This window comes from Blautia sp. HCP3S3_C4 (genome assembly GCF_052064095.1).
In the GTDB taxonomy this organism is placed as follows: domain Bacteria; phylum Bacillota; class Clostridia; order Lachnospirales; family Lachnospiraceae; genus Blautia_A.
Genome location: NZ_JBQHWF010000004.1, coordinates 23,870 through 47,910 on the forward strand (window position 1 = coordinate 23,870; position 24,041 = coordinate 47,910).

Here is a 24,041-nt window from a genome sequence, read left to right on the forward strand (position 1 = left end):
AGCTTAGTATAAACTTACTTCATTGGTATGTCTTGTCCTGTTTATAATTTTGATTATCAAAATATATTGACTTTTCTTTTTTACCTTGTTATATTTTTCTGAAGTAACTGCTGTCCGGCAGTCTGCAAAACAGCAGGCTGCCCCCCAGGAAAGGAATTATCCATGAACACTCTCAGAAAAATATATTGCAGGGCTTTTCAGAAAGCTTTTCACATTGCAATTCCCTTTTTACCTTACAGAAAACCTAAAATCGCAGGAAGCGTCAAAGAACTCCCTGAAATCATCATGCGCCACAAATGCACTCATGTACTGATCATTACAGATGGCGGTATCAGGAAACTTGGACTTACCAGAAGACTGGAAAAAGCTTTAAAGGAGGCTGGCATTCCCTATACTATTTATGATAAAACAGTTGCCAACCCTACTACTGTCAATGTCCGCGAAGCCCTGGAGCTTTACCATAGGGAAGGCTGTGATGCCATCATCGGTTTCGGCGGCGGTTCCAGCATGGACTGTGCCAAGGCAGTCGGTGCCTGTTCGGTCAAACCTAATCAGTCTCTGGCTCAAATGAAGGGAATCCTGAAGGTGCATAAGAAGCTTCCCCTTCTCATGGCAGTTCCAACCACTGCCGGAACAGGAAGTGAGACTACGCTCGCCGCTGTGATCACAGATGCAGACACCAGATATAAATACGCAATCAACGATTTCCCGCTGATTCCCCGCTATGCAGTGTTGGATCCCAAGGTTACCTTAAGCCTGCCCCCATTTATCACCGCAACTACAGGTATGGATGCCCTGACTCACGCAGTGGAGGCATACATCGGCAATTCCACCACCATTGATACACGCAGGGATGCATTAAAAGCGGTAAAACTGATTTTTGAAAATATAGATATTGCCTATGAGCATGGCGATAATATTCAGGCAAGACGAAATATGCTCCACGCCTCCTTCTATGCAGGCTGTGCTTTTACCAAATCCTATGTAGGATATGTTCATGCAGTGGCTCATTCCCTGGGCGGACAGTACAACGTTCCTCATGGACTTGCCAATGCCATTCTGCTGCCGCTGGTGCTTAGGGAATATGGCTCCTGCATTGACAAAAAGCTCCATAAACTTGCCATTGCAGCAGGACTTGCAGATAAAAATACACCGGACCATGAAGCAGCAGAGCTTTTTATCCAGGCAATTGAAGAAATGAAAGAGCGATTTGGAATCGTAAATATTGTAAATGAAATTCAGGAAACAGATATCCCCAAGCTTGCCCATTATGCAGATAAAGAGGCCAATCCTCTGTATCCTGTGCCGAAGCTTATGGATGCCTCTGAACTGGAGAAATTTTATTACATGCTGATGTCTCTGACTTCTAAAAAAGGAGATTGTGTATTATGACAGAAACAGAAATTAAAGAAATCGTTCAGAAACAGCGCAGCTATTTTTACACAGGTGCCTCCCTACCGATAGAAAAAAGGCTGGATGCCTTAAAAAACTTAAAGACCTGTATTCAGAAATATGAACCACTGATCAATGAAGCACTGAAACGTGATCTTGGAAAAAGTAACTTTGAATCCTATATGTGCGAAGTGGGACTTGTGCTCTCAGAACTCAGCTATATGATCCGCCATACACCTTCCTATGCAAAAGAAAAAGCAGTACTGACACCCCTTGCCCAGTTCGCTTCCAGAAGCTATAAGAAGCCATCTCCTTATGGTGTAGTCCTGGTTATGAGCCCATGGAATTATCCCTTCCTGCTCACCATTGATCCGCTGATCGATGCGATTGCAGCCGGAAATACAGTTGTGCTGAAGCCAAGTGCCTACTCTCCTCACACCAGCCGGGTGATTGAAACCATTATCACCGAATGTTTTGATCCCCAGTATGTGGCTGTGGTAAACGGCGGACGTGCGGAAAATAACACTCTTCTCAATGAACATTTTGACTATATTTTCTTTACAGGAAGCCAGCATGTTGGCAGGGAAGTAATGGCAAAAGCATCTGTACATCTGACTCCGGTTACCCTGGAGCTGGGCGGAAAAAGCCCCTGCATTGTGGAGAAAAGTGCCAACCTGAAACTTGCGGCCAGAAGAATTGTATTTGGAAAATATCTTAACTGTGGTCAGACCTGTGTAGCACCTGATTATATTTACTGCCACAGAGAAATCAAGGATGAACTGATCCGCCAGATTCAGAAACAGATCAGAAAACAGTTTGGTTCCGCACCTCTGAATAATAAAAATTATGGAAAGATTATTAATGAAAAGCACTTTACTCGTATCTGCACTCTAATCGATCCCGACAAGGTAGTCTGCGGCGGTGACAGCAATCCGGAAACTCTTCAGATTGCTCCTACTGTTATGGACAATGTAACCTTCGGGGATGCAGTAATGCAGGAGGAAATCTTCGGTCCTGTGCTTCCTGTGCTAACCTATGATTCCCTGGATGAGGCCATCGAAAAGGTCAACTCCATGGCACATCCTCTGGCATTATATATCTTCACCTCCGACAAAGAAGCTGCGGAAAAAGTTACTTCCCGCTGCGGATTCGGAGGCGGATGCATCAATGATACCATCATCCATCTGGCAACCAGTGAGATGGGATTTGGCGGCTTTGGCGAAAGCGGTATGGGTTCCTACCATGGCAAAGACGGTTTTCATACTTTCTCCCACTATAAGAGTATTGTAGACAAAAAAACATGGCTGGATCTGCCAATGAGATACCAGCCATATAAAAAAATTTATGAAAAATTATTGAGGAAGTTCCTGAAATAAGGAACTTTCTCTATGTCAGCACTTCACTGCCCAACGCATTTTTGTAGATCTGGCCCTGCCATTCTGGGCACATTCCCGGGCGGATGGACGAACTACATCTTTTGCATAATCTGAGTAAATTCCCTCTCTGTATCCTTCCTTCAGAGCTTTCTTTACCAGCTTGTCCTCTCCGGAATGGAAGGTAAGGATTGCCACTCGTCCGCCTGGTTTCAAAGCATCCGGAAGCTTCTCCATAAATTCATAAAGAACTTCAAACTCATGGTTTACATCAATACGCAGTGCCTGAAAAACTCTCTGACAGGTCTTTTTAACTGTATCCTTTTTCTCCTTTTCCGGAAGAAAATCCAGAGTTTTCTCAATTACCTGGCGAAGCTTTGTGGTTGTGTCTATACGGTTTCCCTTGCGGATTTCATCTGTAATAGCCTTAGCAATCTCTTCGCAATAAGGTTCATCGGAATTCTCATAAAGCATCCCTGCCAGCTCATCTCTGGTGATAGTACCCAGACGCTGGGCAGCACTGATTCCGCTCTCCTGATTCAGTCTCAAATCCAGCGGCCCATCCACTTTAAAAGAAAAACCTCTTTTGGGATTATCAATCTGCATAGAAGAAACACCCAGGTCAGCCAGAATAAAATCAAAACCTCCTACCTCTCTGGCAATTTCATCAATTGTGCAGAAATTCTGAAGGCGCACAGTAAGCAGATCCTCACCAAAGCCCAGCTCTGCCAGACGTTTTTTTGTTTTGGCAGATTCCTCAGGATCCACATCTGTAGCATAAATGTGGCCTTTGCCCTCCAGACACTGGAGCATGGCTTTAGTATGGCCACCATACCCTAAGGTTGCATCAAAGCCGATTTCCCCCGGTTGGATTTTCAGGAAATCAAGAATTTCCTGTACCATAATGGAGATATGCATTCCTGCCGGAGTATTTCCCTTCTGGATCACATGTTCAATGGTATCTTTATATTTCTCAGGCTGAAGCTCCTTATACTTTTCCTCAAATTTTCTGGGATATTTTCCTTTGTAGCGAACGCGCCTCTTGTGTGGGGTCTGTGATTGATTTTCCATAATTTTCCTTTCAACGTACTCTCTTTTATTTTGTATTTCTTTGCAAATATTCAGCAGTCTGTACTTTTAGGGCTACTCTCCGAATTTACTGACCAGCTGATTTCTGATCTCCTGCATCCGTTCATCCAGCTGGGCACTTTGGGTAGCGCAGGCAAGAAGCTCTTCCTGCAGCTGCTGTGCCTGATCCTCGGGGATATCTTTTTTGTAACGCAGCTTATGCTCCAGACTCGCCCAGAAATCCATGGCAATCGTGCGGAACTGTACCTCCACATTTACCATCTTTTTATTTTTCTGCAGAAAGATCGGTACCTGTACGATCAGATGAAGACTGCGGTAGCCACTTGGTTTAGGATTTTTTATATAATCTTTCTTCTCGATCAGTACAATATCATCCTGCTTCAGGAAACTGTCTGCCAGCTCATAGATATCCTCCGGGAAAGAACAGATCACCCGGACACCTGCAATGTCTTTAATATTTTCTTCTATGGAAGCCAGAGACATGGGGATATTTTTTCTCCTGATCTTACGCACCAGACTGTCATAGGATTTGATCCTTGTTTTAATGCCTTCAATAGGATTTTTATCGTATTCCAGAGAATATTCCTGGTTCAATACCCTGAATTTTGTCTCAATCTCCATAATCGCACACTGATAATAAGACATGAGCAGATCAAAGGGTTTTTTATTCTTTTGAATTAATTCCAAAAACTCATCCGACAGCAGATTTTTCCTGATCAGTTCATCTCTCCTGGCTTCCATCCGGCTCTTTCCCTCTGTCATTAACTCTTCAAAATTCTTCAAATGATTGTCCTCTCTTACAATTAAGTATTTCCATATATTTTAACATCTTATTTTCTCTCTGACATCATAGGTATCAGTATACCATATTTTTGTCCCAATGTCACTGTTCACAGCCAATCTCCGGATTTCATTCAAAAAACAGCAGTATCATCGGCTAAATGCCAGATCATCCTGCTGTTCTTATAATTTTTAATCTATCTGTCTGATAGTCTTGTTACACATATATATAATCGTTCAGAACCGGCTGCAGACCTCCCTGTTCCATATCCTGGTACATAGAAGCAAAGGACCGGGAATCATTGATCTCGAACTGTTCATCCCCTGCATCTGCATCTTCCTTACCCTCATATTTTTCTTCATGATCGCCAATGCCGGTAGATACCCCTGCCGATACTTTCGTAGCACAGATTTTTGTAATGCCATTTCGAAAAACAGCACTTTCACGGCTGGACACGGTAATTCCTGCAAACGGAAGAAACAGCCTGTAGGCACATAACACCTGGCAAAGCTCTTTCTCTCCCACATCCCTGGGATTGATCTTATCATTATTTACAATAGGACGCAGACGGGGACAGCTTAAAGAAAGCTCTGCATGAGGATATTTTCGGTTGATGTAATATACATGGAGGGCAGTTGCCAGTGCATCCTTCCGGAAATCATCCAGTCCCAGAAGAGCAGAAAAGCCTGCACCTCTCATTCCTCCCATCAGTGCACGTTCCTGGGAATCAAACCGATATGGCCATACACGCTTGTGCCCCATCAGATGCAGTGTTTCGTATTTATCTGTATTATAGGTTTCCTGAAAAACAGTTACATAATCCACACCACATTCATGGAGATATCTGTATTCCTCTACATTGACCGGATAAATTTCGATCCCTATATTTTTGAAATATTTCCGTGCGATCTTAACCGCCTCTCCAATATAAGAAACATCTGAATATGCCCTGCTCTCACCGGTAAGGATAAGTATTTCTTCCATTCCTGTCTCTGCAATGACCTGCATCTCATGTTCAATTTCTTCATAGGTCAGTTTTTTTCTGCGTATATTGTTGTAGCAGTTGAAGCCACAATAAATACAGTAATTCTGACAGTAATTGGCAATATAAATAGGAGTAAAAATGTAAACTGTATTTCCAAAATGATTCTTTGTCAGTTCCTCTGCCTTTCTTGCCATCTGTTCCAGATAGGGTGCAGCCGCCGGAGATAACAATGCCTTAAAATCCTCTATGGTGCATGTTTCATGAGAAAGTGCTCTCTCAACATCATTGGCTGTATACAGATTATAATCATACTCATCCATAGCCTTCAGCACCTTATCTTTGATATCCGATTCTATTACCTGCATTCCGTCCATATATTTCATATGGTCTGTACGGAAGGACGGATCCTGTTCCAAACGGTGTTTTCTTTCCAGGGCTGCAGGCGGAAGCTTGTCACTGTCTACAAAATATACCTGATTTTCTTCGTTCATGACTTTCTTCCCTCCTATCGCAAAAAGCCTGTCAGCGGATCTGACGCACTTCCGCCTCTCGCAAGCACTCTTCCCATTCCTGTAAGATATGCTTTTCTTCCTGCCTGAATTGCAAGCTTAAAGGCTTCCGCCATATCCGGTATATTTCCTGCAGTGGCAATGGCTGTATTGGCCATGATCGCAGCAGCTCCCATTTCCATTGCTTCACATGCCTGGGAAGGCTTTCCGATTCCTGCATCCACGATGATCGGCAGATCAATTTCATCGATCAGGATCTGGATCATTGCTTTTGTTGCCAGTCCCTTATTGCTTCCAATAGGAGAAGCAAGAGGCATTACAGCAGCTGCTCCTGCATTCTGCAGATCTCTCGCCACATTCAGGTCCGGATTCATATACGGCAGCACTACAAAGCCTTCCTTTGCCAGAATTTCTGTTGCCTTTATGGTTTCCTGGTTATCCGGAAACAGATATTTTGCATCACGCATGATCTCTATTTTAACAAAGTCGCCACATCCCATTGCTCTGCTCAGTCGCGCGATCCTCACAGCCTCCTCTGCATTTCTGGCACCTGAGGTGTTAGGAAGCAGTGTAACTCCCTTGGGAATATAGTCCAGTATATTTTCACTTTCACTTGTATTTGCACGGCGCAGCGCAAGAGTGATAATCTCTGCCCCACCCTGTTCTACAGCAGCTTTGATCAGATTCAGATTATATTTTCCTGAGCCCAGAATAAAACGGCTCTTAAATTCTTTCCCACCTAATATCAGTTTATCTTCCATTTTGTTCTCCTCGTTATTTAGTCATTGTTATTTTTTGTCCTTTTCAGCCTCCGCCTACAAATCTCAGCACTTCAATGGAATCCTCTTCCTGAATTGTCACATTTCCAAGTTCATCCCTGGGAACAATCTCCAGATTTCGTTCCACGACTACCTTATCCGGCTCAAATCCTGAAGTTTTTAGATATTCCAGAAGATTTCTTCCGGCAATCGCTTTCTCTTCTCCGTTGATCCTTACCAATGTGCAAGTCTCCTTTCTTTGGTCTGACACCTTCTTCCCGACAGCCTCCCTCTTTATCTGTGCAGCTGCTGTCCGGAATATTTATAATAAACGTCAAAAAAGCGCCGGACGATACAATCCCAGTATCATCCGGCGCCTGAAATATTCTGCGAAAAGTGGTGCCCCCAGTTCACAAAGAATAGGGTATCATATTTTTAGTTGGTTGTAAAGAATAACTTTGAGGGTTGATTTGCAGACAAATCTACTGACAAATTTACGCAGCAAGAGCATTAGCATTAACCTGCTCTATGATTTTTCTGATTCCCAGCCATACATTTAAATCCGTAAATATGTCCACAATACTGCCCTGGTCCGTAAAAGGTGATTCCTGAAGAACCGAGAGATCCTTCAGCATCCCATTATGTACAATATATTCCACAATCTGATTCACAAAATAAATCTGTCTGCTGTCCAGGCAGGTATCATCCAGATATTGTGCAAAGGCAGCCTTAGCAGCATTCATGTCAAGTCCTACAATCTCACGCACAAATTCTCCAAGTGGTTTTTTTCCGTATTCTGCCTCATAATCCTGCTTAGTTCCCACTTCGCTCCACAGAATTTTTTCCAGTGTTCTTACGTCATTACTGTCTAAAGGAATATTGGTTTTTAGCTTCGCTATCACTGCATTGTCCTGATGTTGACGTACATAATATTCAGCTTTTGCCTTATAATTTTTCAGATCATCATTTTCCAGTTCTGAATCCTTCCACTCCATGTTGAGAATCTCATCATCAAAGTTTGTGTCATAGATCATTCTGTCTGCATCCGGAATATATTTCATCAGATTGCGAAGATTTTCTCTGATGTGCTCAAATTCAGAAATCCCTGCATTGTCCAGATATCCTCCGTGAAGGATTTTATCTATCAGTTCTGCCTGCATCATAATTTCCGGAATATTAGAAATTCCTGCCAGTGCAGAAACCTTCTTCAGCAGGTCCTTTCGACCACGTCCATATTTCTTTTCTGCCAGATACGCCAGTTCAATTCCATACAGAAGAGCATCAAAACGCAAAGCTTTCGCATCATCATTTTCAGGTCTGATCAATGGAGATAATTCGTCCCGCACTGCCAGAGTGTCCTCATAAGTAAGAACCTTATAATTTTCTTCAACAGCATAAATATCCACATATTTTAAGTGCTGACGCACCGCAAAATTTTCTCGGTTTAACTCCTGCACCTTTCCAGCCATATGCTCTACCAGAGATTTACGATAGGTAATCAATCGTTCTGTCTGATAAGCGGCTCCCTGCAATTTATAGGCAATCTCAAATTCCAGTTGAAAAATTGCTCCCTGAAGTGCGATCATATTTGCAGTGGCACGTCCCTTATTCATACGGAAGAACTCAAAATTTCCACAGAAATCAAAAATATAGAATTTCTGCTTATCCTCTCCATCCATCAGAGCCGGGCACAAACGGGTACCTCGCCCAATCATCTGCCAGAATTTTGCTTTACTCATAACCTTTTTAAAAAATACCAGATTCAAAACTTCCGGCACATCAATTCCCGTGTCCAGCATATCTACAGAGATTGCTATCTGAGGAAGCTTCTTCGGATCCGAAAACTCATCAATCGCACTCTGTGCATACTTCAGGCGATTATCAATCACCATGGCATATCCTGTCAAATGTGGATATTCTTTTCCGAACACCTCATATATTTTCTCTGCATGACGGTGATTTTTCGCAAAAATAATGGTCTTTCCAATCTTGTTTCCATAATCTATCTTTAATCCGTTCGTCATCAGGATATGTAAAACCTTCTTTATGGTGTCCTCATTAAAAAGCCATTCATTTAATGCTGCCGAGCCAATACTGTCTGGCATTTCACCGTTTTCATCCTCAAAGGTATCCTCATAGGCTTCCTTATCTTCTGGAGATAATTCATCATATACAATTCCATGCTCTATAAATTTCAGTGTAGTCTCCACAGACATAAAGTCAACCAGATAACCATCCTTTACTGCCTGCGCAAGCTCATAGCCATAAGTAGGGACACCGTTCTCCAGTTCAAAGATTTCATAGGTATTTTTATCAATTTCATCTTTTGGAGTAGCTGTCAGCCCAATCAGCGGAGCGTCATAATAATTAAAAATATCCCTGTATTTATTGTAAATGGAACGATGTGCTTCATCACAGATCACCAGATCAAAATGTCCGCAGGTAAACAATTTTCCCTCTTTGTCCTGAATCGTATCTATACAGTTTATCATGGTCTGATAAGTAGAAAAAACACAATGAGCTGCATAGTTATCTTTCTCTTCGCACAAATTTGTAACAGATAAATCCGGCAGCAAATTGACAAAGCTTCGCTTAGCCTGTGTTACCAGTGAATTACGATCTGCCAGGAAAAGAATATTTTTTACCCATCCCTGCTCTGACAATACCTTGCAAAGTGCAATAACTGTACGTGTCTTTCCCGAACCTGTAGCCATAACAAGGAGAGCTTTTCTGCGATTTCTGGTGTCAAAACTGTCACAGACAGCCTTAATCGCAGCCTCCTGATAATATCGTCCTGCTATATTTTTGTCTATGGAAATCTGTCCCAGACCTGAGCGCATCTGTCTGAGATTAAACAATTTTTCCAGATCCCGTTTGGAATAAATTGCTGCAATTTTTCTCTCCGGATACTGGTTATCACAGATACGAACATCAAAACCATTGGTAAGAAATACCACCGGTCTTATGCCTTGTTTCTGCTCAATCAGATCAGCATAAAGCTTCGCCTGCTGCCTGCCCTTTGCCACATCTGCACAGGTTCTCTTGGCTTCTATCACAGCCAGGATCTTACCATCATCACCAAGGAGAACATAATCTGCATATCCGACCTGTGACTTATTTGGCATACCCGGAATCCTGTATTCATTTATCCAGTTCTGTCCCTCAATCCATCCTGCATCCTGCAGCATAGAATCAATGTAGATCTTTCTGGTTTCATATTCTGAAATATCCAGTGGTTTAGTCACGTATGTCTGCTGCTGTTCTTCACGACGGGCAGTCAGTTCTTCCTTCAGAGCCGCATTTTCCTTTAACAATTGTTCCAGTTTCAGATCAGTTTCTGACTGACCAGCCTGATCGCCGACCGGCTGACTAACTGACTGATCCGCTGTATGAGCAGAGTTTTCCTGCAATAATGTAGAATCATAATTGCTGGCAGTGTAATGATCTGCGTAACAATAAGCAATAAAATCCAGAAAAATATATAGATTTTGCAGACACAATTCTGCCTGTTCCTTCTTTACTTTCTGACCGGTATGGGCTGCAAAATTACCTGTTTTGCGTATAAATTCCATACGTTTCAAAAGATCTGCATCAATAATATCCCTGAATTCATCTGTACTCATCAGACTAACCAGTCTGTCATCCCATGGCATGACAAGGGCACTGTCCACAGAATACATCCATTTAACAGCAAATTCCATTGCCCGTCTGCAGTTAAGCACAGATGCAGCATAATCCAACTGAAAAATCCTTTCCGCAGAGATTGCTACATCTGCAAAATCTTTAAACTTTGGTTCATTTTTCAGGAAATCAAAATTAGTCATACTGACACCTCCCGAATCTTATGTGTTTTCACCCTGGGATGCAGGGGAATTGTAGGGTTGAAATTTTATACAATTTAGATTTGTTGACTTGGTGGACAAAATCTGCAAATTCATTCTGTAAATCAAGTGGAGGCTGATATATGTTAAAATCTAATACATCTTTCTGATTAATGCTTGCTTGGTTTACAGATTTTTTTGCATGATTAACAATCTGATCATATATAAACTGACTAATCATCTATTTTTTCGCTGATAAAAGAATTATAAACCTTGATCAGTGCATCAACTATCTCAATTTTCTCGCTGGCAGCTACCTGTTTTATCAAGCGTTTATATACTTTTCCAATATCCCAATGAGAAGGAATTGAATATTTACATTCCTTTACATTATCGAACGTCCCTGTTGGTATGTGCGCCTCTGCAATAAAATCTTCACTAACCTGATCAATATTATCACAATGATACACATCTGCCAGATCATAGATTTTCTCCAGACGTTTTAATGCATTTTTCGTACAAAATGCATTATCCCATAAAATATTTACATTGCTGATAATATTCCTCAGCTTCTTTCTGCATTAATGAGACAAGCTTGTCTACTTTCTGCTCTTCTCTGTATTGTTTAAGTCCATCAATATATTGACTTCGATTCTCATCCAATACAATGAACGGAAGAATATCCGGGTTCTTTAGACTTTCCCGAAACATGATCATCCTTCCGGTTCTTCCATTTCCATCCTGAAAAGGATGAATCGCCTCATATCTGGCGTGAAATTCTGCAAGAGTTTCCATATTTTTATTCTGTTCTCTATACCACTTTAGTAATTGGTTCATTTCCATCTCAACATCCTGTGGCAACGTTGTTCGATACATCCCTACCATATTTGGACGCTTTTTATAATCACCAATTGCATATCCATTCGCTCTGTCTTCGAATACTCCGGTCTTTAATTCATAATGCAGATGTTTGATTAGTTCCGGTGTCAACTCTTCATCAAGGGTATCAAGCATGTAATTGAACATAAGAAAATGGCCATTCATTTCTTCAACATCTTTGGCTCTGTAATAGTCATCACTTTGAGGTAATGTTCCATTGTCAAAGAGAGAGGCTGTCTGTTCCGGAGTAAGTGTGCTTCCTTCAATTTTATTGGAATTATATGCCATGGCACGCTGTGTGTAAGCATATACACCAGATCTGTCAAAGCGTTTCCGTTCAATTATAAATCTCTCAACCAACCATTGTTTGTAATCCTTCACAAATCTTCCCTCCTACCCGAAATATTCCTGCATTAACGAATCAAATAGCATCTGGGTTTTATCCAGTGCTTTTTGAATTGCAACTTTAGATTTGTTGACCTGTGCCTTAAATAAAACAAACTCCTCTTGTCTGGATAACGGCGGCATCAATACCGGCAATGCCCGCAGCTGCGTCATATTAATACTTGCGATTCCCGTTGTCTGTTTTGCACATCCCAGAAAATAGCGTTTTGATCGTTGATGCTGAAGGTACTCTGCAAAGAATTCAGGACGCATCATAGATTCATCCAATCTCACTCGAAAAATATGGTTCTGGTGTATACAGTTCTCAAGCGGCTCTTTTATAATCGCGCCGCGTCCCACTTTATCTGGATCGCCACCCTCAGTCATAAGTACATCGTCCGCAAGCAATCGATATTTCTCAATCTCCTGTTGTGTTGCTTCTATTGTTTTCACCGTTGTCCAGTCTATATAACCATCTTTTACATTGGATACAGCCATGTATGGAACTTCGGTCAAATCTTCAGCCTTTGTTTTTCTTCCTTTCGTGATGCCAGAAACAACATCTGCCATGCTCTCCAATTTTGCTTCTGGCCATCCTTTGGAATTCAAATACATGTCTCCAAACATCTCGACAAATCGGGCATTCACTAACTCATCTAGGTGTTGCAATTCTAATTTTCTACTATCTAAAACCGACATCACCTTATTTAAAATATTTACAATTTCTTTTTGTTTTTCAATGGGACAAATTTCAACTTCCATTTCAGACAATGTTGTTTTGTTCAAAGTCTTTCCCATAACTGCTTTGTTGCTACCTATATCCCAATTTTTATATTTGAATAAATAAAAAATATATTCCGGAAGAATTTCCATAACATGCTTGTCATTAAAAGCCATTATTGCCTCGTTTGAGTACATATTCTCCATAGTAATAGCAATTTTTCCAATTGATAATTTAAAACTCATGACAACTGTATTAGCAGGAATAACTTTGATTCCACTTTCTTCAACTGCCTTCTGAGAAAGAAATTCTTTTGTATCAGAAATGTATTTTCCAGTTTTTGTCAAATCTGCTATTGAAATCCATTTATAATCTTTCTTATTCCAATATTCAGAGTTATTTCTTGATGGTGTTTTACCCATTTGTAACTCAAAAATATCTTTTAATTTTACTCTCACCTATATCAATCTCCACAAATGTCATTTTATACCCAACAACTCTTCCAACGCCTGCATATCTTCGCCAATTTTCATCTCAATTTCATGCAGTTCTGTCATGATTTCCTGTGTTGATGGGTATTCTACTGGTACATATTCGATTTCTTTGTATTTGTTAATGCTCAGGTCATAGCCATTTTCTGCAATTTCTTCTTTTAGCACAAAGAAACTCTGATCTGTGCGTTTACGGTCAGTCTCTTTATCCAGGTTTCTGAAACGCTCTATGATATCCGGAATGTCATTTTCCTTCGTTTCTGTTCTCTTATCATCAAGGCTAAAACCATCCGCTTTCATATCATAAAACCAGACTTTATCAGTTCCACCATGTCCTGTTTTAGTAAAAATCAAAATAGCTGTAGATACTCCTGCATATGGTTTAAACACGCCGGAGGGCATGGAAATCACTGCTTCCAGACGGTTTTCTTCTACCAGGGCTTTTCTTATGGCTTTATGGGCAGTTGAGGACCCAAACAGCACTCCGTCCGGTACAATACATGCACATCTCCCACCAATTTTCAGCATACGGATAAACAGTGCAAGAAACAGTAATTCTGTTTTCTTTGTTTTACATACTTTCAATAAATCTGTACTTACAATATCGTAATCCAAACTTCCCTTAAATGGCGGATTAGCCAGAATCAGGCTGTATTTTTCCTTATCCGTATTCTGATCCGACAGGCTGTCTCTGTACTCAATATATGGATTTTCCACACCATGGGTCATCATGTTCATTGCACCGATTCGAAGCATGGTTCTGTCCATATCATAACCATGGAACATGTGATTCATATAATGTTCCTTGTTCTGTCTGTCAAAAAGAACTTCCTGCTTTTTTCTATCTCTCAGATATTCACTTGCAGCAACCAAAAAACCAGACGTACCACATGCCGGATCACAGATGATTTCATCTGCCTTAGGGTCCATCATTTCCACCATCATTCGGATAATGTGCCTCGGTGTACGGAACTGACCATTTACACCTGCCGTAGCAAGTTTAGAAAGCAGATATTCATATACATCTCCCCGGGTGTCTGCTGACTTAATCTGTTCCATCTGCTCATAAATAGCATCCATAGTCGTCACAATCTTATCCAGCATCAAAGGAGTCGGTACTTTAAAAATGGCATCTCCCATATATTTGGAATAGGCACTTTCCTTATCTCCATGGAGATTTTTTATGAAAGGAAATACCCACTCCTGCATAGTGCTGTACATTTTTGCAGCAGGAAAATCATGAAAAGTACTCCATTTTAACTGGCTTCCATCAATTTTCCGGTCTCCGATCTGTATTTCTCCGGCAAATATACTCTTATGTGGCAGACCAAGCATTGCCGCCTCTTTTGCATGGACATTGTCTGCATCATCCAGATCGCGGATAAACATCAGATAGGTCATCTGCTCAACTACATCCAACGGATTAGTCAGTCCTCCTGTCCAGAATATTTCCCATAAATTATCAATTTTACTTTTTAATTCTCCGGTAACCATATCATTCGTTCTCCCTGTTCCAGACATAAGAAGTATATCTTCCCCCGCCTATTTTTATTATCTGATTGTTCTTTAGTAATTCGTTCAGTGTTCGCTGTATGGTTGTCTGACTGATTTCCGGGCATTGAGCTGCAATTTCCGCTTTTGTAATCCTGCCATAGGAGTTTCTGATAATTTTTCCAATACGATCAGATTTTGAAATTGTTTTGTCCGTAAGAATCTCCACCCTGTCCGCAAACTCCCGGTAAGCAGCAACTATAACCCCTAACATATATTTCACAAAAGGAGCATAATCATTTCTGCCTTCATGCCATTCCCATGAGCTTTCCTGCAAAGCTTCATAATAATTCTCTTTTGTGTCTGATATCAGTCTTTCAATACTAATATACTGACCAACATAATATTCCGACTTATACAAAATCAATAAAGTCAGGAGACGGCTCATTCTTCCGTTTCCACCATTAAATGGATGAATGCAAAGAAAATCCAATATAAACATTGGAAGCAACAGCAGTATATCCATAAACTGCTTATTGACAGCATCCTTAAATGCATTGCATAAATCATTGACTGTTTCTGCTGTTTCCCATGCCGGAACCGGCTGAAATCTCACTCTTTTCGTTCCATCCGGAAGTTCTTCTGCGATCACATTATCCACAGACTTAAAATTCCCACCGTATCCATTGCCACTAAATTTATACAAATCTCTGTGCAGCTGCAGAATCATATTTGAACTGACAGGAATATATTCATAGTTTTCATGAATCGTTGCCAGAACATCCCTGTATCCGGCGATTTCTTTTTCACTCCTTGTCTTTGGCAATGTTTTCTCACGGACAATTTTCTTCAGCCGATCATCCGTTGTTATAATTCCCTCGATTCTGTTAGACGCTTCCGTACTTTGTATTCTGGCAATCTCCAGCAGTTCTGACAGTAATTCCTTTTGTATATTATCTGCGGAATACCGGCCTCTGTATTCATGTATCTGAGCAATATATGATACAATATCAGGAGTAAGCAATTTGCTGTATTCTTTCTCAAAATCAAAACTTCTCATCAATTATCCTCTCCGCATGTAATATCATTGTCTTGCTCCCATTTTATCATTAATTTAGTCATCACGCAATTTAATTTAGTCATTCATACACAAAATGACTAAATTAAATTGCGTATGGTCTAATTAAGATTTATCTATCGCATTCCTCATAAATAAGCACCTTGTTCAGATTATTGCCCTATTATCCTGTTCAAAAATCCTTCGTCCGGATACTCCGGAATTTCGAAGAATACATCTATTTTCCCAGGTTCTGCGGAACGGTCTTCAAAGGCCGGGAAAATAAAGCCGCATTTTGGAGTTCCGGCATTGTAATCTTTATCAACCGGAGCCACCACACAGATCAGGAAACTGTATATTTCTTCTGACTCCCACTGTTCACTATGGTCTGAGCCTTTCTTTGGGATATCATATATTCCATGATAAATATAAATTCCAAACTCCTGTCCCTGCAGACAGTTTATTTTATTTGATGAATCTCTTGTACTGCAGATTCCCTCTGCAAGCTGTTCACAGAGAGTCTGAACCAGAAGATCATCTTTTAATCCGTATTGCGATAATGCCATCAGAAGTTTATGGATGCTGTCATATGCCATATCTCCTTCAGGGAATTTATAACACTTTAACTGTTCATTTGTTTTGGAAAAAGGAATGGTTTTCGCAAGATCCAGATTTACCTGCTGATCATGTTTGCTCATATTTTTGAAGCTTACATTGAAGGTATTATCTATGTATCCCTCGTCATCTATATATGCTCCTGCTGCACGCACAAAGCAGTTTCTGGATAATGTCATCCTGCGGGTTAATTCCAGCATATCATTTCGGTTGATCTTTGTATCTTTTTTATTCATCAAAATGGTTCCATCCTCCCAAAAGCTTTTCTTGTATGGTCAGTATATCATACTTCTGTCCCAATTCCCATCTGCCACACAGATAAAAATACAATAAACACTTGTTCTTTTCTTTCCGACATGCTATTCTTAACTCTGCTTAAGTACTTAAGTTGACATGTCACAATATATTCCCACATATTTTGAGTATAATGCACTTAAGATTCTATACAACATACAGGAGACTAACACATGGATGGATATGAGTTCGAGTATCAGTGTGCAAAAATATTAAGACAGAAACATTTTTCAAAAATAGAAGTAACCAGAAGCTCTGGCGATCAGGGTGTGGATATTATTGCTTTTAAGCATAGAAAAAAATATGGCATCCAATGCAAATATTATACATACCCGGTTGGAAACAAGGCAGTACAGGAGGCCTATGCAGGTGCCAATTTTTATGACTGTGATAAGGCTATGGTAATGACAAATACAACCTTTACACGGTCTGCTACCCAGCTTGCAGAAAAGCTGGAAGTAGAATTATGGCCCAACTGCCCTACTACTCCTTTTTATGGGCTACTGTTTAAAATCATAAGATTATTAAATACAGTTCTTTTTCTTTATGCAATGCTGACCCTCCTTGCTTCGAAGCCTGAATTCGATTTTATTCATCTTCCGGTTACCCTGGATACCATAACACTGATGGTTGTCCTTACTGCCTCTGCCTTGGGAATCTTCGGCTGGCGTTTCTCTCTGTGTAATCTGATCACTGCCGGAGCATATTTTTATCTTGCACTCCATATGTTTATTCTGCCGGTATATGCAAAAACAGGCAGCTACACCTACACACATCTGCTTTCCCTGATTCCCGCCTGCGTGTATCTGCTTCACGCAGAATGGGTAAAGATACATAAGCCCTGAGCAAAAGAATACTGTCCTGAATTCCTCATATCAATAATGTCACAAAAAAGACCTTGAAGAATTGTATTTCTACAATTCTCCAAGGTCTGATTTTACGTTTGGACACTTTCATGCCTGTGCATGAATCTATATTTTTATGCTAATTATGCATTCTTCTCAGCGATAGCTGCCTGTGCTGCTGCAAGACGAGCGATCGGTACACGGAATGGTGAGCAGGATACATAGTTAAGACCAATCTTGTGGCAGAATTCTACAGAAGACGGATCTCCACCATGCTCGCCGCAGATACCTACGTGAAGGTTCGGGTTAACCGGTTTGCCGAGTTCGATAGCCATCTTCATCAGCTTGCCAACGCCAACCTGATCCAGTTTTGCAAATGGATCGTTCTCGAAGATCTTAGCGTCATAGTATGCGTTGAGGAATTTACCTGCATCATCACGGGAGAAGCCGTATGTCATCTGAGTAAGGTCGTTTGTACCGAAGCAGAAGAAGTCTGCTTCTTTAGCGATCTCATCAGCTGTAAGAGCTGCTCTCGGGATCTCGATCATTGTACCAACTTCATACTGAAGGTCAGAACCAGCGGCTTTGATCTCAGCATCAGCTGTCTCAACTACGAATTTCTTAACATATTTAAGCTCTTTTACATCGCCAACAAGTGGAATCATGATTTCCGGTTTGATTGTCCAGTCCGGATGAGCTTTCTTAACTTCGATTGCTGCGCGGATAACTGCTGTTGTCTGCATCTTAGCGATTTCAGGATATGTTACAGCAAGACGGCATCCACGATGTCCCATCATCGGGTTGAACTCATGAAGAGAAGCGATGATAGTCTTGATCTGCTCTACAGTTTTGCCCTGAGCATCTGCAAGTTTCTTGATGTCAGCTTCATCTGTAGGAACGAACTCATGAAGAGGCGGATCCAGGAAACGGATAGTAACAGGGTTACCTTCCAGAGCTTCAAAGAGACCTTTGAAGTCATCCTGCTGATATGGAAGAACTTTTTCAAGTGCTTTCTCTCTCTCTTCTGCTGTTTCGGAGCAGATCATTTCACGGAATGCATCGATACGTCCCTCACCGAAGAACATATGCTCTGTACGGCAAAGACCGATACCTTCTGCACCAAGCTCTACAGCTTTCTTAGCATCTGCAGGAGTATCTGCGTTTGTACGAACTTTCATTGTTCTGTACTTGTCAGCCCATGCCATGATGCGTCCGAACTCACCAGCGATTGTAGCGTCTACAGTCGGGATGATTCCGTCGTAGATGTTACCGGTTGTACCATCGATGGAGATGAAGTCTCCTTCGTGGAATTCTTTACCAGCAAGTGTGAATTTCTTGTTTTCTTCGTCCATAGCGATATCACCGCATCCGGATACACAGCACTCACCCATACCACGGGCAACAACTGCTGCGTGAGATGTCATACCACCACGAACTGTCAGGATACCCTGAGCAGATTTCATACCTGTGATGTCTTCTGGAGATGTCTCAAGACGTACAAGTACGACTTTTTCTCCTCTTTCAGCCCATTCAACAGCGTCATCAGCTGTGAATACGATCTTACCGCAAGCAGCTCCAGGAGAAGCGCCAAGGCCTTTACCCATTGGTGTAGCAGCTTTCAGAGCAGTAGCATCAAACTGTGGGTGAAGAAGAGTATCAAGGTTACGTGGGTCGATCATAGCTACAGCTTCTTCTTCTGTTCTCATTCCCTCATCAACAAGGTCACAAGCGATCTTTAAAGCAGCCTGAGCTGTTCTCTTACCATTACGTGTCTGAAGCATATACAGTTTACCATGCTCTACAGTAAACTCCATATCCTGCATATCTCTGTAGTGTTTTTCAAGTGTTTCGCAAACCTGTTTGAACTGTACGAATGCTTCCGGGAATTTCTGTTCCATTTCGGAGATGTGCATAGGTGTACGAACACCGGCAACAACGTCTTCACCCTGAGCATTTGTAAGGAATTCACCAAACAGACCGTTAGCTCCTGTAGCAGGGTCACGTGTGAAGGCAACACCTGTACCACAGTCATCACCCATGTTACCAAATGCCATCATCTGTACGTTAACTGCAGTACCCCAGGAATATGGGATATCGTTGTCACGACGATATACATTTGCACGTGGGTTGTCCCATGAACGGAATACGGCTTTGATAGCACCCATTAACTGTTCCTTAGGATCAGTTGGGAAATCAGCACCGATTTTTGCTTTATATTCAGCTTTGAACTGTTCTGCTAACTCGTGAAGGTCTTCTGCTGTAAGTTCAACGTCCAGCTTAACACCTCTGTCAGCTTTCATCTTATCGATAAGTTCTTCGAAATATTTCTTTCCGACTTCCATAACTACGTCAGAGTACATCTGGATGAATCTTCTGTAGCAGTCCCATGCCCAACGAGCATTGCCGGATTTTTCAGCAAGTACGTTAACAACGTCTTCGTTTAAACCAAGGTTCAGGATAGTATCCATCATACCTGGCATAGAAGCTCTCGCACCAGAACGAACGGAAACAAGCAGAGGATTTTCTTTGTCACCGAATTTCTTTCCGGTAACTCCTTCCATTTTGGTGATTGCTTCCATGATCTGAGCCATGATCTCATCATTGATCTGTCTTCCGTCTTCATAGTACTGAGTACAAGCTTCAGTTGTGATTGTGAAGCCCTGCGGTACAGGAAGACCAAGGTTTGTCATTTCAGCAAGGTTAGCACCTTTACCACCCAGAAGGTTTCTCATATTAGCGTTACCTTCTGTAAACATGTAAACCCATTTTGCCATTTTACATTTTCCTCCTAATTATTGTTCTTTTGCAACTGTCCGATATTCTGTTATCCAGCACGGAACAGTTACGTTCTTTCACACATAAGTAAATATAAAAAATATGTTTCTTATACGCACATAATTATTTTATAGAGTTTGTGTCATTTCGTCAAGGTTATTCTGCTAAAATTAGTTAATTTTTTTATACATTCTGCATAATATGATTTATTTTATCATTCTTATCTTTGTCCGGTTTTTCACTGTCCTTTATTATGGTCTGTCTGTTATTTTTTTCTTCCCTTTTTCACGTTCAGTACCAGATGTCTCGGCATACCATTTACCATAATAGGCTGATAATCTCCCTGGATCAGTGGTTTGATGTAATCCACAAAATCTTTGGTTACATTTGTAGCATCTTTATTCATCCATTCTCTCGGAACAAGTTTCTCCTCATTTGCGATTCTGTGTACATCGTAGATACCTGTAGCCGCCATGTACGGATCATCGGAAACACGATCGATAACAACCATCTTGCCTGTATCTCCTTCGTCAGCAGCCTTTACTGCAGCACCGCCTACCATAAATGCTTCATCAATATCTACTCTGGATGCCATATGGGAAGCACTTCTCTGTAATGTGGAAAGTTCAACAGCTCTTGTCTTGCATCCGCACTCTGCTGCCAGAAAGTTTGCCAGATAAGTGGCTGTTCCCTGAAGCTGTTTATGTCCGAATGCATCCACATAGTCTCCCACGCTTCCAAGCTCACATACATATCTTCCATCTGCCAGCTTGATTCCCTCGGAAACTGCGATTACAATAGATGCTTTTTTATTCAGAAGATCTTTTACTTTTGCAAGGAATTTGTCAACATCAAAAGGAACTTCCGGCAGATAGATCAGATCCGGTCCGTCGCAGTCCTCAGATTTTGCCAGTGCCGTGGCACCTGTAAGCCATCCGGCATTACGTCCCATAATTTCCATGATCGTGATCATATTTTTCTTATAGGTAAGTCCCAGTGCATCGCGGATCACTTCTTTTGTGGATGCGCCGATATATTTGGCTGCACTTCCGAATCCGGGTGTATGGTCTGTCAGCGCCAGATCATTGTCGATTGTTTTCGGAACACCCAGGAATTTCTGGGTTTGCCCTGTAAGGATTGCATAGTCGGACAGCTTTTTGATGGTATCCATGGAATCATTTCCGCCGATATAGATAAATGCGTAAATATCCAGTTTATTCAAAATTTCGAAGATTTTCTCATAGATTGCTTTATCTTCATGAATCTCAGGAAGTTTGTAGCGGCAGGAGCCTAAGAATGCAGATGGTGTACGCTTCAGAAGCTCAATATCCAGTTCTGAATGTATCTGTGTGGAAAGATCAATATACTGTTCATCCAGAAGTCCCTGGATTCCGTGAAGCATGCCATATACTTTATCAAATCCACGCTCAATAGCATTTTTATATACTCCTGCAAGACTTGAATTGATAACTGCTGTAGGACCTCCGGATTGTCCGACAATGATATTTCTTTTTTTCGCCATAATAATGACCTCCTGTTCTTTCGCCCCATTTCCGATGGTATTTTTGACGGTATGGGCTAGTGCATTTTGGTAGATTGTAACAAATATATTCGTTTTCGTCAATATATTCTATCATTTTATACATATTTTGTAATTCGTTCCACATTATTTATCAGCAATAAGCACTGTAAGCTTCTGCATTTTTCAGCATTATTTTTGTAAATTTTATAATTCCGGCAGATTCTGTTTGTGCTTCCTGTTTTCCTGTGCTATACTTTTTTGTAGAATTGTGAGGTCAGCAAATCGCGGAGCAATTCGTGGATATCAAATTAAGGAGGATTTACAAATGATTCATTCCATAGAAAATGATTATCTGAAAATTTCTGTAGACGACCATGGTGCTGAGCTCTGCAGTATCTATGACAAGATACATAACAGAGAAGTGCTCTGGCAGGCAGACCCGGCTTACTGGAATCGCCACGCACCGATTCTTTTCCCAAATGTGGGACGTTTTTATAAAGACCACTACCGCATTAACGACAGGGAATATCCTGCAAAGCAGCATGGATTTGCCAGAGACAGCGAATTCACCTGCCTGGATATGACAGCAGATTCCATCACCCATGTACTGAAGGCTTCCGATGCCACCATGGAAATTTATCCGTTTGATTTCGAATTAAAGGTTAAACATGTACTGGACAAAAATCAGGTCTGCGTCTGCTGGGAAGTAACCAGCCACAGCGAGGAGCCCATGTACTTTACCATCGGCGGACATCCTGCTTTCAATGTACCGGCAGAAGGTATCGGTTCCAAGGAAGAGTATCATCTTACCTTTGACGGTCAGGATTCCCTTTCTTATCTCCTGATAACTGACGATGCATCAGGAACTGCTGCTGCAGACAAGCTTTACACACTGGAACTGGATCACGGCACCTGTCTCATTGATGCGCATATGTTTGACAAGGATGCTCTTATCTTTGATGAGCAGGTAGAAAAAGCCGGCTTTGCTTTCCCGGACGGATCTCCTTATCTGGAGCTGACCTGTCACGGATTTCCAAGCTTCGGCATCTGGTCTGTACCCGGTTCTTCCTTTGTGTGTCTGGAGCCATGGATCGGACGCTGTGATGACTCTGGATTTACCGGTGACCTGTCTGAGAAAAAATATATCAACGTCCTGAATAAAGATGAAATTTTCAATGCATCTTACGAAATAAAAATTTATTAATTCTTCTTCATTTATACCCAGACCTGTGCTATAATGGCAAAATGATATTTACAATTGTAAAGCTGTAGCGCAGCAGAATAATTGGTAGATATCAAACCGACAACACAGGAGGAAATTCCCATGACAAAAGAAGAATTTCAGAAACTGACACAGAATGTTGTACTGCTGGACGGAGCTACCGGTTCTAACCTTATGGCTGCCGGAATGCCGAGGGGAATCTGCACAGAGGCATGGATCATGGATCACAAAGAAATTCTGCAGAATCTACAGAAGGCTTATGTGGAAGCAGGAAGTCAGATCGTATACGCGCCTACTTTCGGCGGAAACCGTTACAGTCTTGGGCTTCACGGACTTCAGGATAAGCTTGCGGAAATGAATCATGCACTTGTAAATATTTCCAGAGAAGCAGTGGGACATCAGGTTTATGTTGCAGGTGATATTACCACTACAGGCAAGATGATGGAACCTGCCGGTGACCTTACCTATGAGATGGCCTACGAAGCATACTGTGAACAGATCCAGGTTCTCGAAGATGCAGGTGTTGATCTGATCGCTGCGGAAACTATGATCAATATTGAAGAAACACTGGCTGCACTGGATGCTGCCGCATCTGTAAGTTCTCTTCCTGTAATGTGTACAATGACCGTAGAAGCTGACGGAAGCATTTTCAGCGGAGGAAATGCTGTGGAGGCTGCGATTGCCCTTGAGGGCGCAGGCGCTGCTGCAGTTGGTATCAACTGTTCTGTAGGTCCTGACCAGCTGGTATCCGTTGTCCGCAATATCAAAGAGAACGTATCTATTCCTGTCATCGCCAAACCCAACGCAGGTATGCCTGTAATTGACGACCAGGGCAACGCTGTTTACAACATGAATGCACAGAATTTCGCAGAACATATGAAAGTTCTGATTGAAAATGGTGCATCTGTGATCGGAGGATGCTGCGGCACCACTCCGGACTTTATCCGTGAAATAAGTAAAATTCTCAGAAGATGATTATTTGCGGCCAGGCAGGTAAACAGTAACATATCTACACCTGGACAAATAATTTTTACTGC

Annotated in this window: 18 protein-coding genes and 1 pseudogene; 5 read left to right on the forward strand and 14 right to left on the reverse strand. The window is 41.5% G+C overall.

The window, feature by feature from the left end; all coding sequences use genetic code 11:
- Positions 1 to 162 precede the first annotated feature (162 nt).
- Both ACTNC6_RS05210 and ACTNC6_RS05215 read left to right on the forward strand, forming a co-directional pair.
- The gene (locus tag ACTNC6_RS05210; RefSeq protein WP_441043376.1) at positions 163 to 1,392 is read left to right on the forward strand and encodes an iron-containing alcohol dehydrogenase; all 1,230 of its coding nucleotides are present in this window, start codon (positions 163 to 165) and stop codon (positions 1,390 to 1,392) included.
- Positions 1,389 to 2,768 carry an aldehyde dehydrogenase gene (locus ACTNC6_RS05215; protein ID WP_441043378.1) on the forward strand — a complete coding sequence of 460 codons (1,380 nt, stop codon included), beginning with the start codon at positions 1,389 to 1,391 and terminating at the stop codon, positions 2,766 to 2,768. Before ACTNC6_RS05210 ends, ACTNC6_RS05215 begins: the two co-directional genes overlap by 4 nt.
- A gap of 15 nt (positions 2,769 to 2,783) precedes the next feature.
- Here the strand turns inward: ACTNC6_RS05215 and rsmH are convergent, their stop codons facing one another.
- The 12 genes and pseudogenes from rsmH to ACTNC6_RS05275 all read right to left on the reverse strand — a co-directional run bounded on the left by rsmH (position 2,784) and on the right by ACTNC6_RS05275 (position 16,582).
- Entirely contained in the window at positions 2,784 to 3,836 is a 1,053-nt protein-coding gene (gene rsmH, locus ACTNC6_RS05220) for a 16S rRNA (cytosine(1402)-N(4))-methyltransferase RsmH (RefSeq protein WP_441043379.1), read from the reverse strand.
- 72 nt (positions 3,837 to 3,908) lie between these two features.
- Positions 3,909 to 4,616, reverse strand: a complete 708-nt coding sequence (locus ACTNC6_RS05225; protein ID WP_441043477.1) for a GTP pyrophosphokinase — start codon at positions 4,614 to 4,616, stop codon at positions 3,909 to 3,911.
- 235 nt (positions 4,617 to 4,851) lie between these two features.
- Positions 4,852 to 6,111, reverse strand: coding sequence for a 2-iminoacetate synthase ThiH (gene thiH, locus ACTNC6_RS05230; protein WP_441034295.1), 1,260 nt, complete (start codon positions 6,109 to 6,111; stop codon positions 4,852 to 4,854).
- Positions 6,112 to 6,125: 14 nt separating this feature from the next.
- A complete protein-coding gene (locus ACTNC6_RS05235) occupies positions 6,126 to 6,890 on the reverse strand; it encodes a thiazole synthase (RefSeq protein ID WP_019161954.1) in 765 nt (254 codons plus the stop codon).
- Positions 6,891 to 6,933: 43 nt separating this feature from the next.
- Positions 6,934 to 7,128 carry a sulfur carrier protein ThiS gene (gene thiS / locus ACTNC6_RS05240; protein ID WP_019161955.1) on the reverse strand — a complete coding sequence of 65 codons (195 nt, stop codon included), beginning with the start codon at positions 7,126 to 7,128 and terminating at the stop codon, positions 6,934 to 6,936.
- Positions 7,129 to 7,381: 253 nt separating this feature from the next.
- Entirely contained in the window at positions 7,382 to 10,711 is a 3,330-nt protein-coding gene (locus tag ACTNC6_RS05245) for a DEAD/DEAH box helicase family protein (RefSeq protein WP_441043380.1), read from the reverse strand.
- A gap of 233 nt (positions 10,712 to 10,944) precedes the next feature.
- A pseudogene (locus tag ACTNC6_RS05250) lies at positions 10,945 to 11,211 on the reverse strand (hypothetical protein); the annotation flags it as partial.
- Between the two features lie 25 nt (positions 11,212 to 11,236).
- Entirely contained in the window at positions 11,237 to 11,968 is a 732-nt protein-coding gene (locus tag ACTNC6_RS05255; protein WP_441043381.1) for a Fic family protein, read from the reverse strand.
- A 12-nt stretch (positions 11,969 to 11,980) separates the two neighbouring features.
- Positions 11,981 to 13,150, reverse strand: a complete 1,170-nt coding sequence (locus ACTNC6_RS05260; RefSeq protein ID WP_441043382.1) for a restriction endonuclease subunit S — start codon at positions 13,148 to 13,150, stop codon at positions 11,981 to 11,983.
- A 21-nt stretch (positions 13,151 to 13,171) separates the two neighbouring features.
- Positions 13,172 to 14,677: an N-6 DNA methylase gene (locus tag ACTNC6_RS05265; protein ID WP_441043478.1), complete on the reverse strand. Its 1,506-nt coding sequence runs from the start codon at positions 14,675 to 14,677 to the stop codon at positions 13,172 to 13,174.
- Between the two features lies 1 nt (position 14,678).
- Complete coding sequence (locus tag ACTNC6_RS05270) at positions 14,679 to 15,734, reverse strand: Fic family protein (RefSeq protein WP_441043383.1); 1,056 nt, start codon at positions 15,732 to 15,734, stop codon at positions 14,679 to 14,681.
- Positions 15,735 to 15,904: 170 nt separating this feature from the next.
- Positions 15,905 to 16,582, reverse strand: a complete 678-nt coding sequence (locus ACTNC6_RS05275; RefSeq protein ID WP_441043479.1) for a DUF4317 family protein — start codon at positions 16,580 to 16,582, stop codon at positions 15,905 to 15,907.
- 231 nt (positions 16,583 to 16,813) lie between these two features.
- Between ACTNC6_RS05275 and ACTNC6_RS05280 the strand changes: the two genes are divergently transcribed.
- Positions 16,814 to 17,485, forward strand: coding sequence for a restriction endonuclease (locus ACTNC6_RS05280; RefSeq protein WP_441043384.1), 672 nt, complete (start codon positions 16,814 to 16,816; stop codon positions 17,483 to 17,485).
- Between the two features lie 143 nt (positions 17,486 to 17,628).
- On the opposite strand, the gene ppdK is transcribed toward ACTNC6_RS05280, so the two are convergent.
- Together ppdK and ACTNC6_RS05290 are read right to left on the reverse strand one after the other, a co-directional pair.
- Positions 17,629 to 20,259, reverse strand: coding sequence for a pyruvate, phosphate dikinase (gene ppdK / locus ACTNC6_RS05285; RefSeq protein ID WP_441043385.1), 2,631 nt, complete (start codon positions 20,257 to 20,259; stop codon positions 17,629 to 17,631).
- 266 nt (positions 20,260 to 20,525) lie between these two features.
- Complete coding sequence (locus ACTNC6_RS05290; protein ID WP_303243260.1) at positions 20,526 to 21,782, reverse strand: 6-phosphofructokinase; 1,257 nt, start codon at positions 21,780 to 21,782, stop codon at positions 20,526 to 20,528.
- 325 nt (positions 21,783 to 22,107) lie between these two features.
- On the opposite strand from ACTNC6_RS05290, the gene ACTNC6_RS05295 reads away from it, so the two are divergent.
- On the forward strand, positions 22,108 to 22,986 hold the full coding sequence (locus ACTNC6_RS05295; RefSeq protein WP_441043386.1) for an aldose 1-epimerase family protein: 879 nt from the start codon (positions 22,108 to 22,110) through the stop codon (positions 22,984 to 22,986).
- A 120-nt stretch (positions 22,987 to 23,106) separates the two neighbouring features.
- Positions 23,107 to 23,979, forward strand: a complete 873-nt coding sequence (locus tag ACTNC6_RS05300; RefSeq protein WP_441043387.1) for a homocysteine S-methyltransferase family protein — start codon at positions 23,107 to 23,109, stop codon at positions 23,977 to 23,979.
- Positions 23,980 to 24,041 lie beyond the last annotated feature (62 nt).

Coding starts and splice junctions, on each gene's coding strand:
- ACTNC6_RS05210 (WP_441043376.1), top strand. CDS start 163: ATGAACACTCTCAGAAAAATATATTGCAGGGCTTTTCAGAAAGCTTTT.
- ACTNC6_RS05215 (WP_441043378.1), top strand. CDS start 1,389: ATGACAGAAACAGAAATTAAAGAAATCGTTCAGAAACAGCGCAGCTAT.
- rsmH (WP_441043379.1), bottom strand. CDS start 3,836: ATGGAAAATCAATCACAGACCCCACACAAGAGGCGCGTTCGCTACAAA.
- ACTNC6_RS05225 (WP_441043477.1), bottom strand. CDS start 4,616: ATGACAGAGGGAAAGAGCCGGATGGAAGCCAGGAGAGATGAACTGATC.
- thiH (WP_441034295.1), bottom strand. CDS start 6,111: ATGAACGAAGAAAATCAGGTATATTTTGTAGACAGTGACAAGCTTCCG.
- ACTNC6_RS05235 (WP_019161954.1), bottom strand. CDS start 6,890: ATGGAAGATAAACTGATATTAGGTGGGAAAGAATTTAAGAGCCGTTTT.
- ACTNC6_RS05245 (WP_441043380.1), bottom strand. CDS start 10,711: ATGACTAATTTTGATTTCCTGAAAAATGAACCAAAGTTTAAAGATTTT.
- ACTNC6_RS05265 (WP_441043478.1), bottom strand. CDS start 14,677: ATGGTTACCGGAGAATTAAAAAGTAAAATTGATAATTTATGGGAAATA.
- ACTNC6_RS05270 (WP_441043383.1), bottom strand. CDS start 15,734: ATGAGAAGTTTTGATTTTGAGAAAGAATACAGCAAATTGCTTACTCCT.
- ACTNC6_RS05275 (WP_441043479.1), bottom strand. CDS start 16,582: ATGAATAAAAAAGATACAAAGATCAACCGAAATGATATGCTGGAATTA.
- ACTNC6_RS05280 (WP_441043384.1), top strand. CDS start 16,814: ATGGATGGATATGAGTTCGAGTATCAGTGTGCAAAAATATTAAGACAG.
- ppdK (WP_441043385.1), bottom strand. CDS start 20,259: ATGGCAAAATGGGTTTACATGTTTACAGAAGGTAACGCTAATATGAGA.
- ACTNC6_RS05290 (WP_303243260.1), bottom strand. CDS start 21,782: ATGGCGAAAAAAAGAAATATCATTGTCGGACAATCCGGAGGTCCTACA.
- ACTNC6_RS05295 (WP_441043386.1), top strand. CDS start 22,108: ATGATTCATTCCATAGAAAATGATTATCTGAAAATTTCTGTAGACGAC.
- ACTNC6_RS05300 (WP_441043387.1), top strand. CDS start 23,107: ATGACAAAAGAAGAATTTCAGAAACTGACACAGAATGTTGTACTGCTG.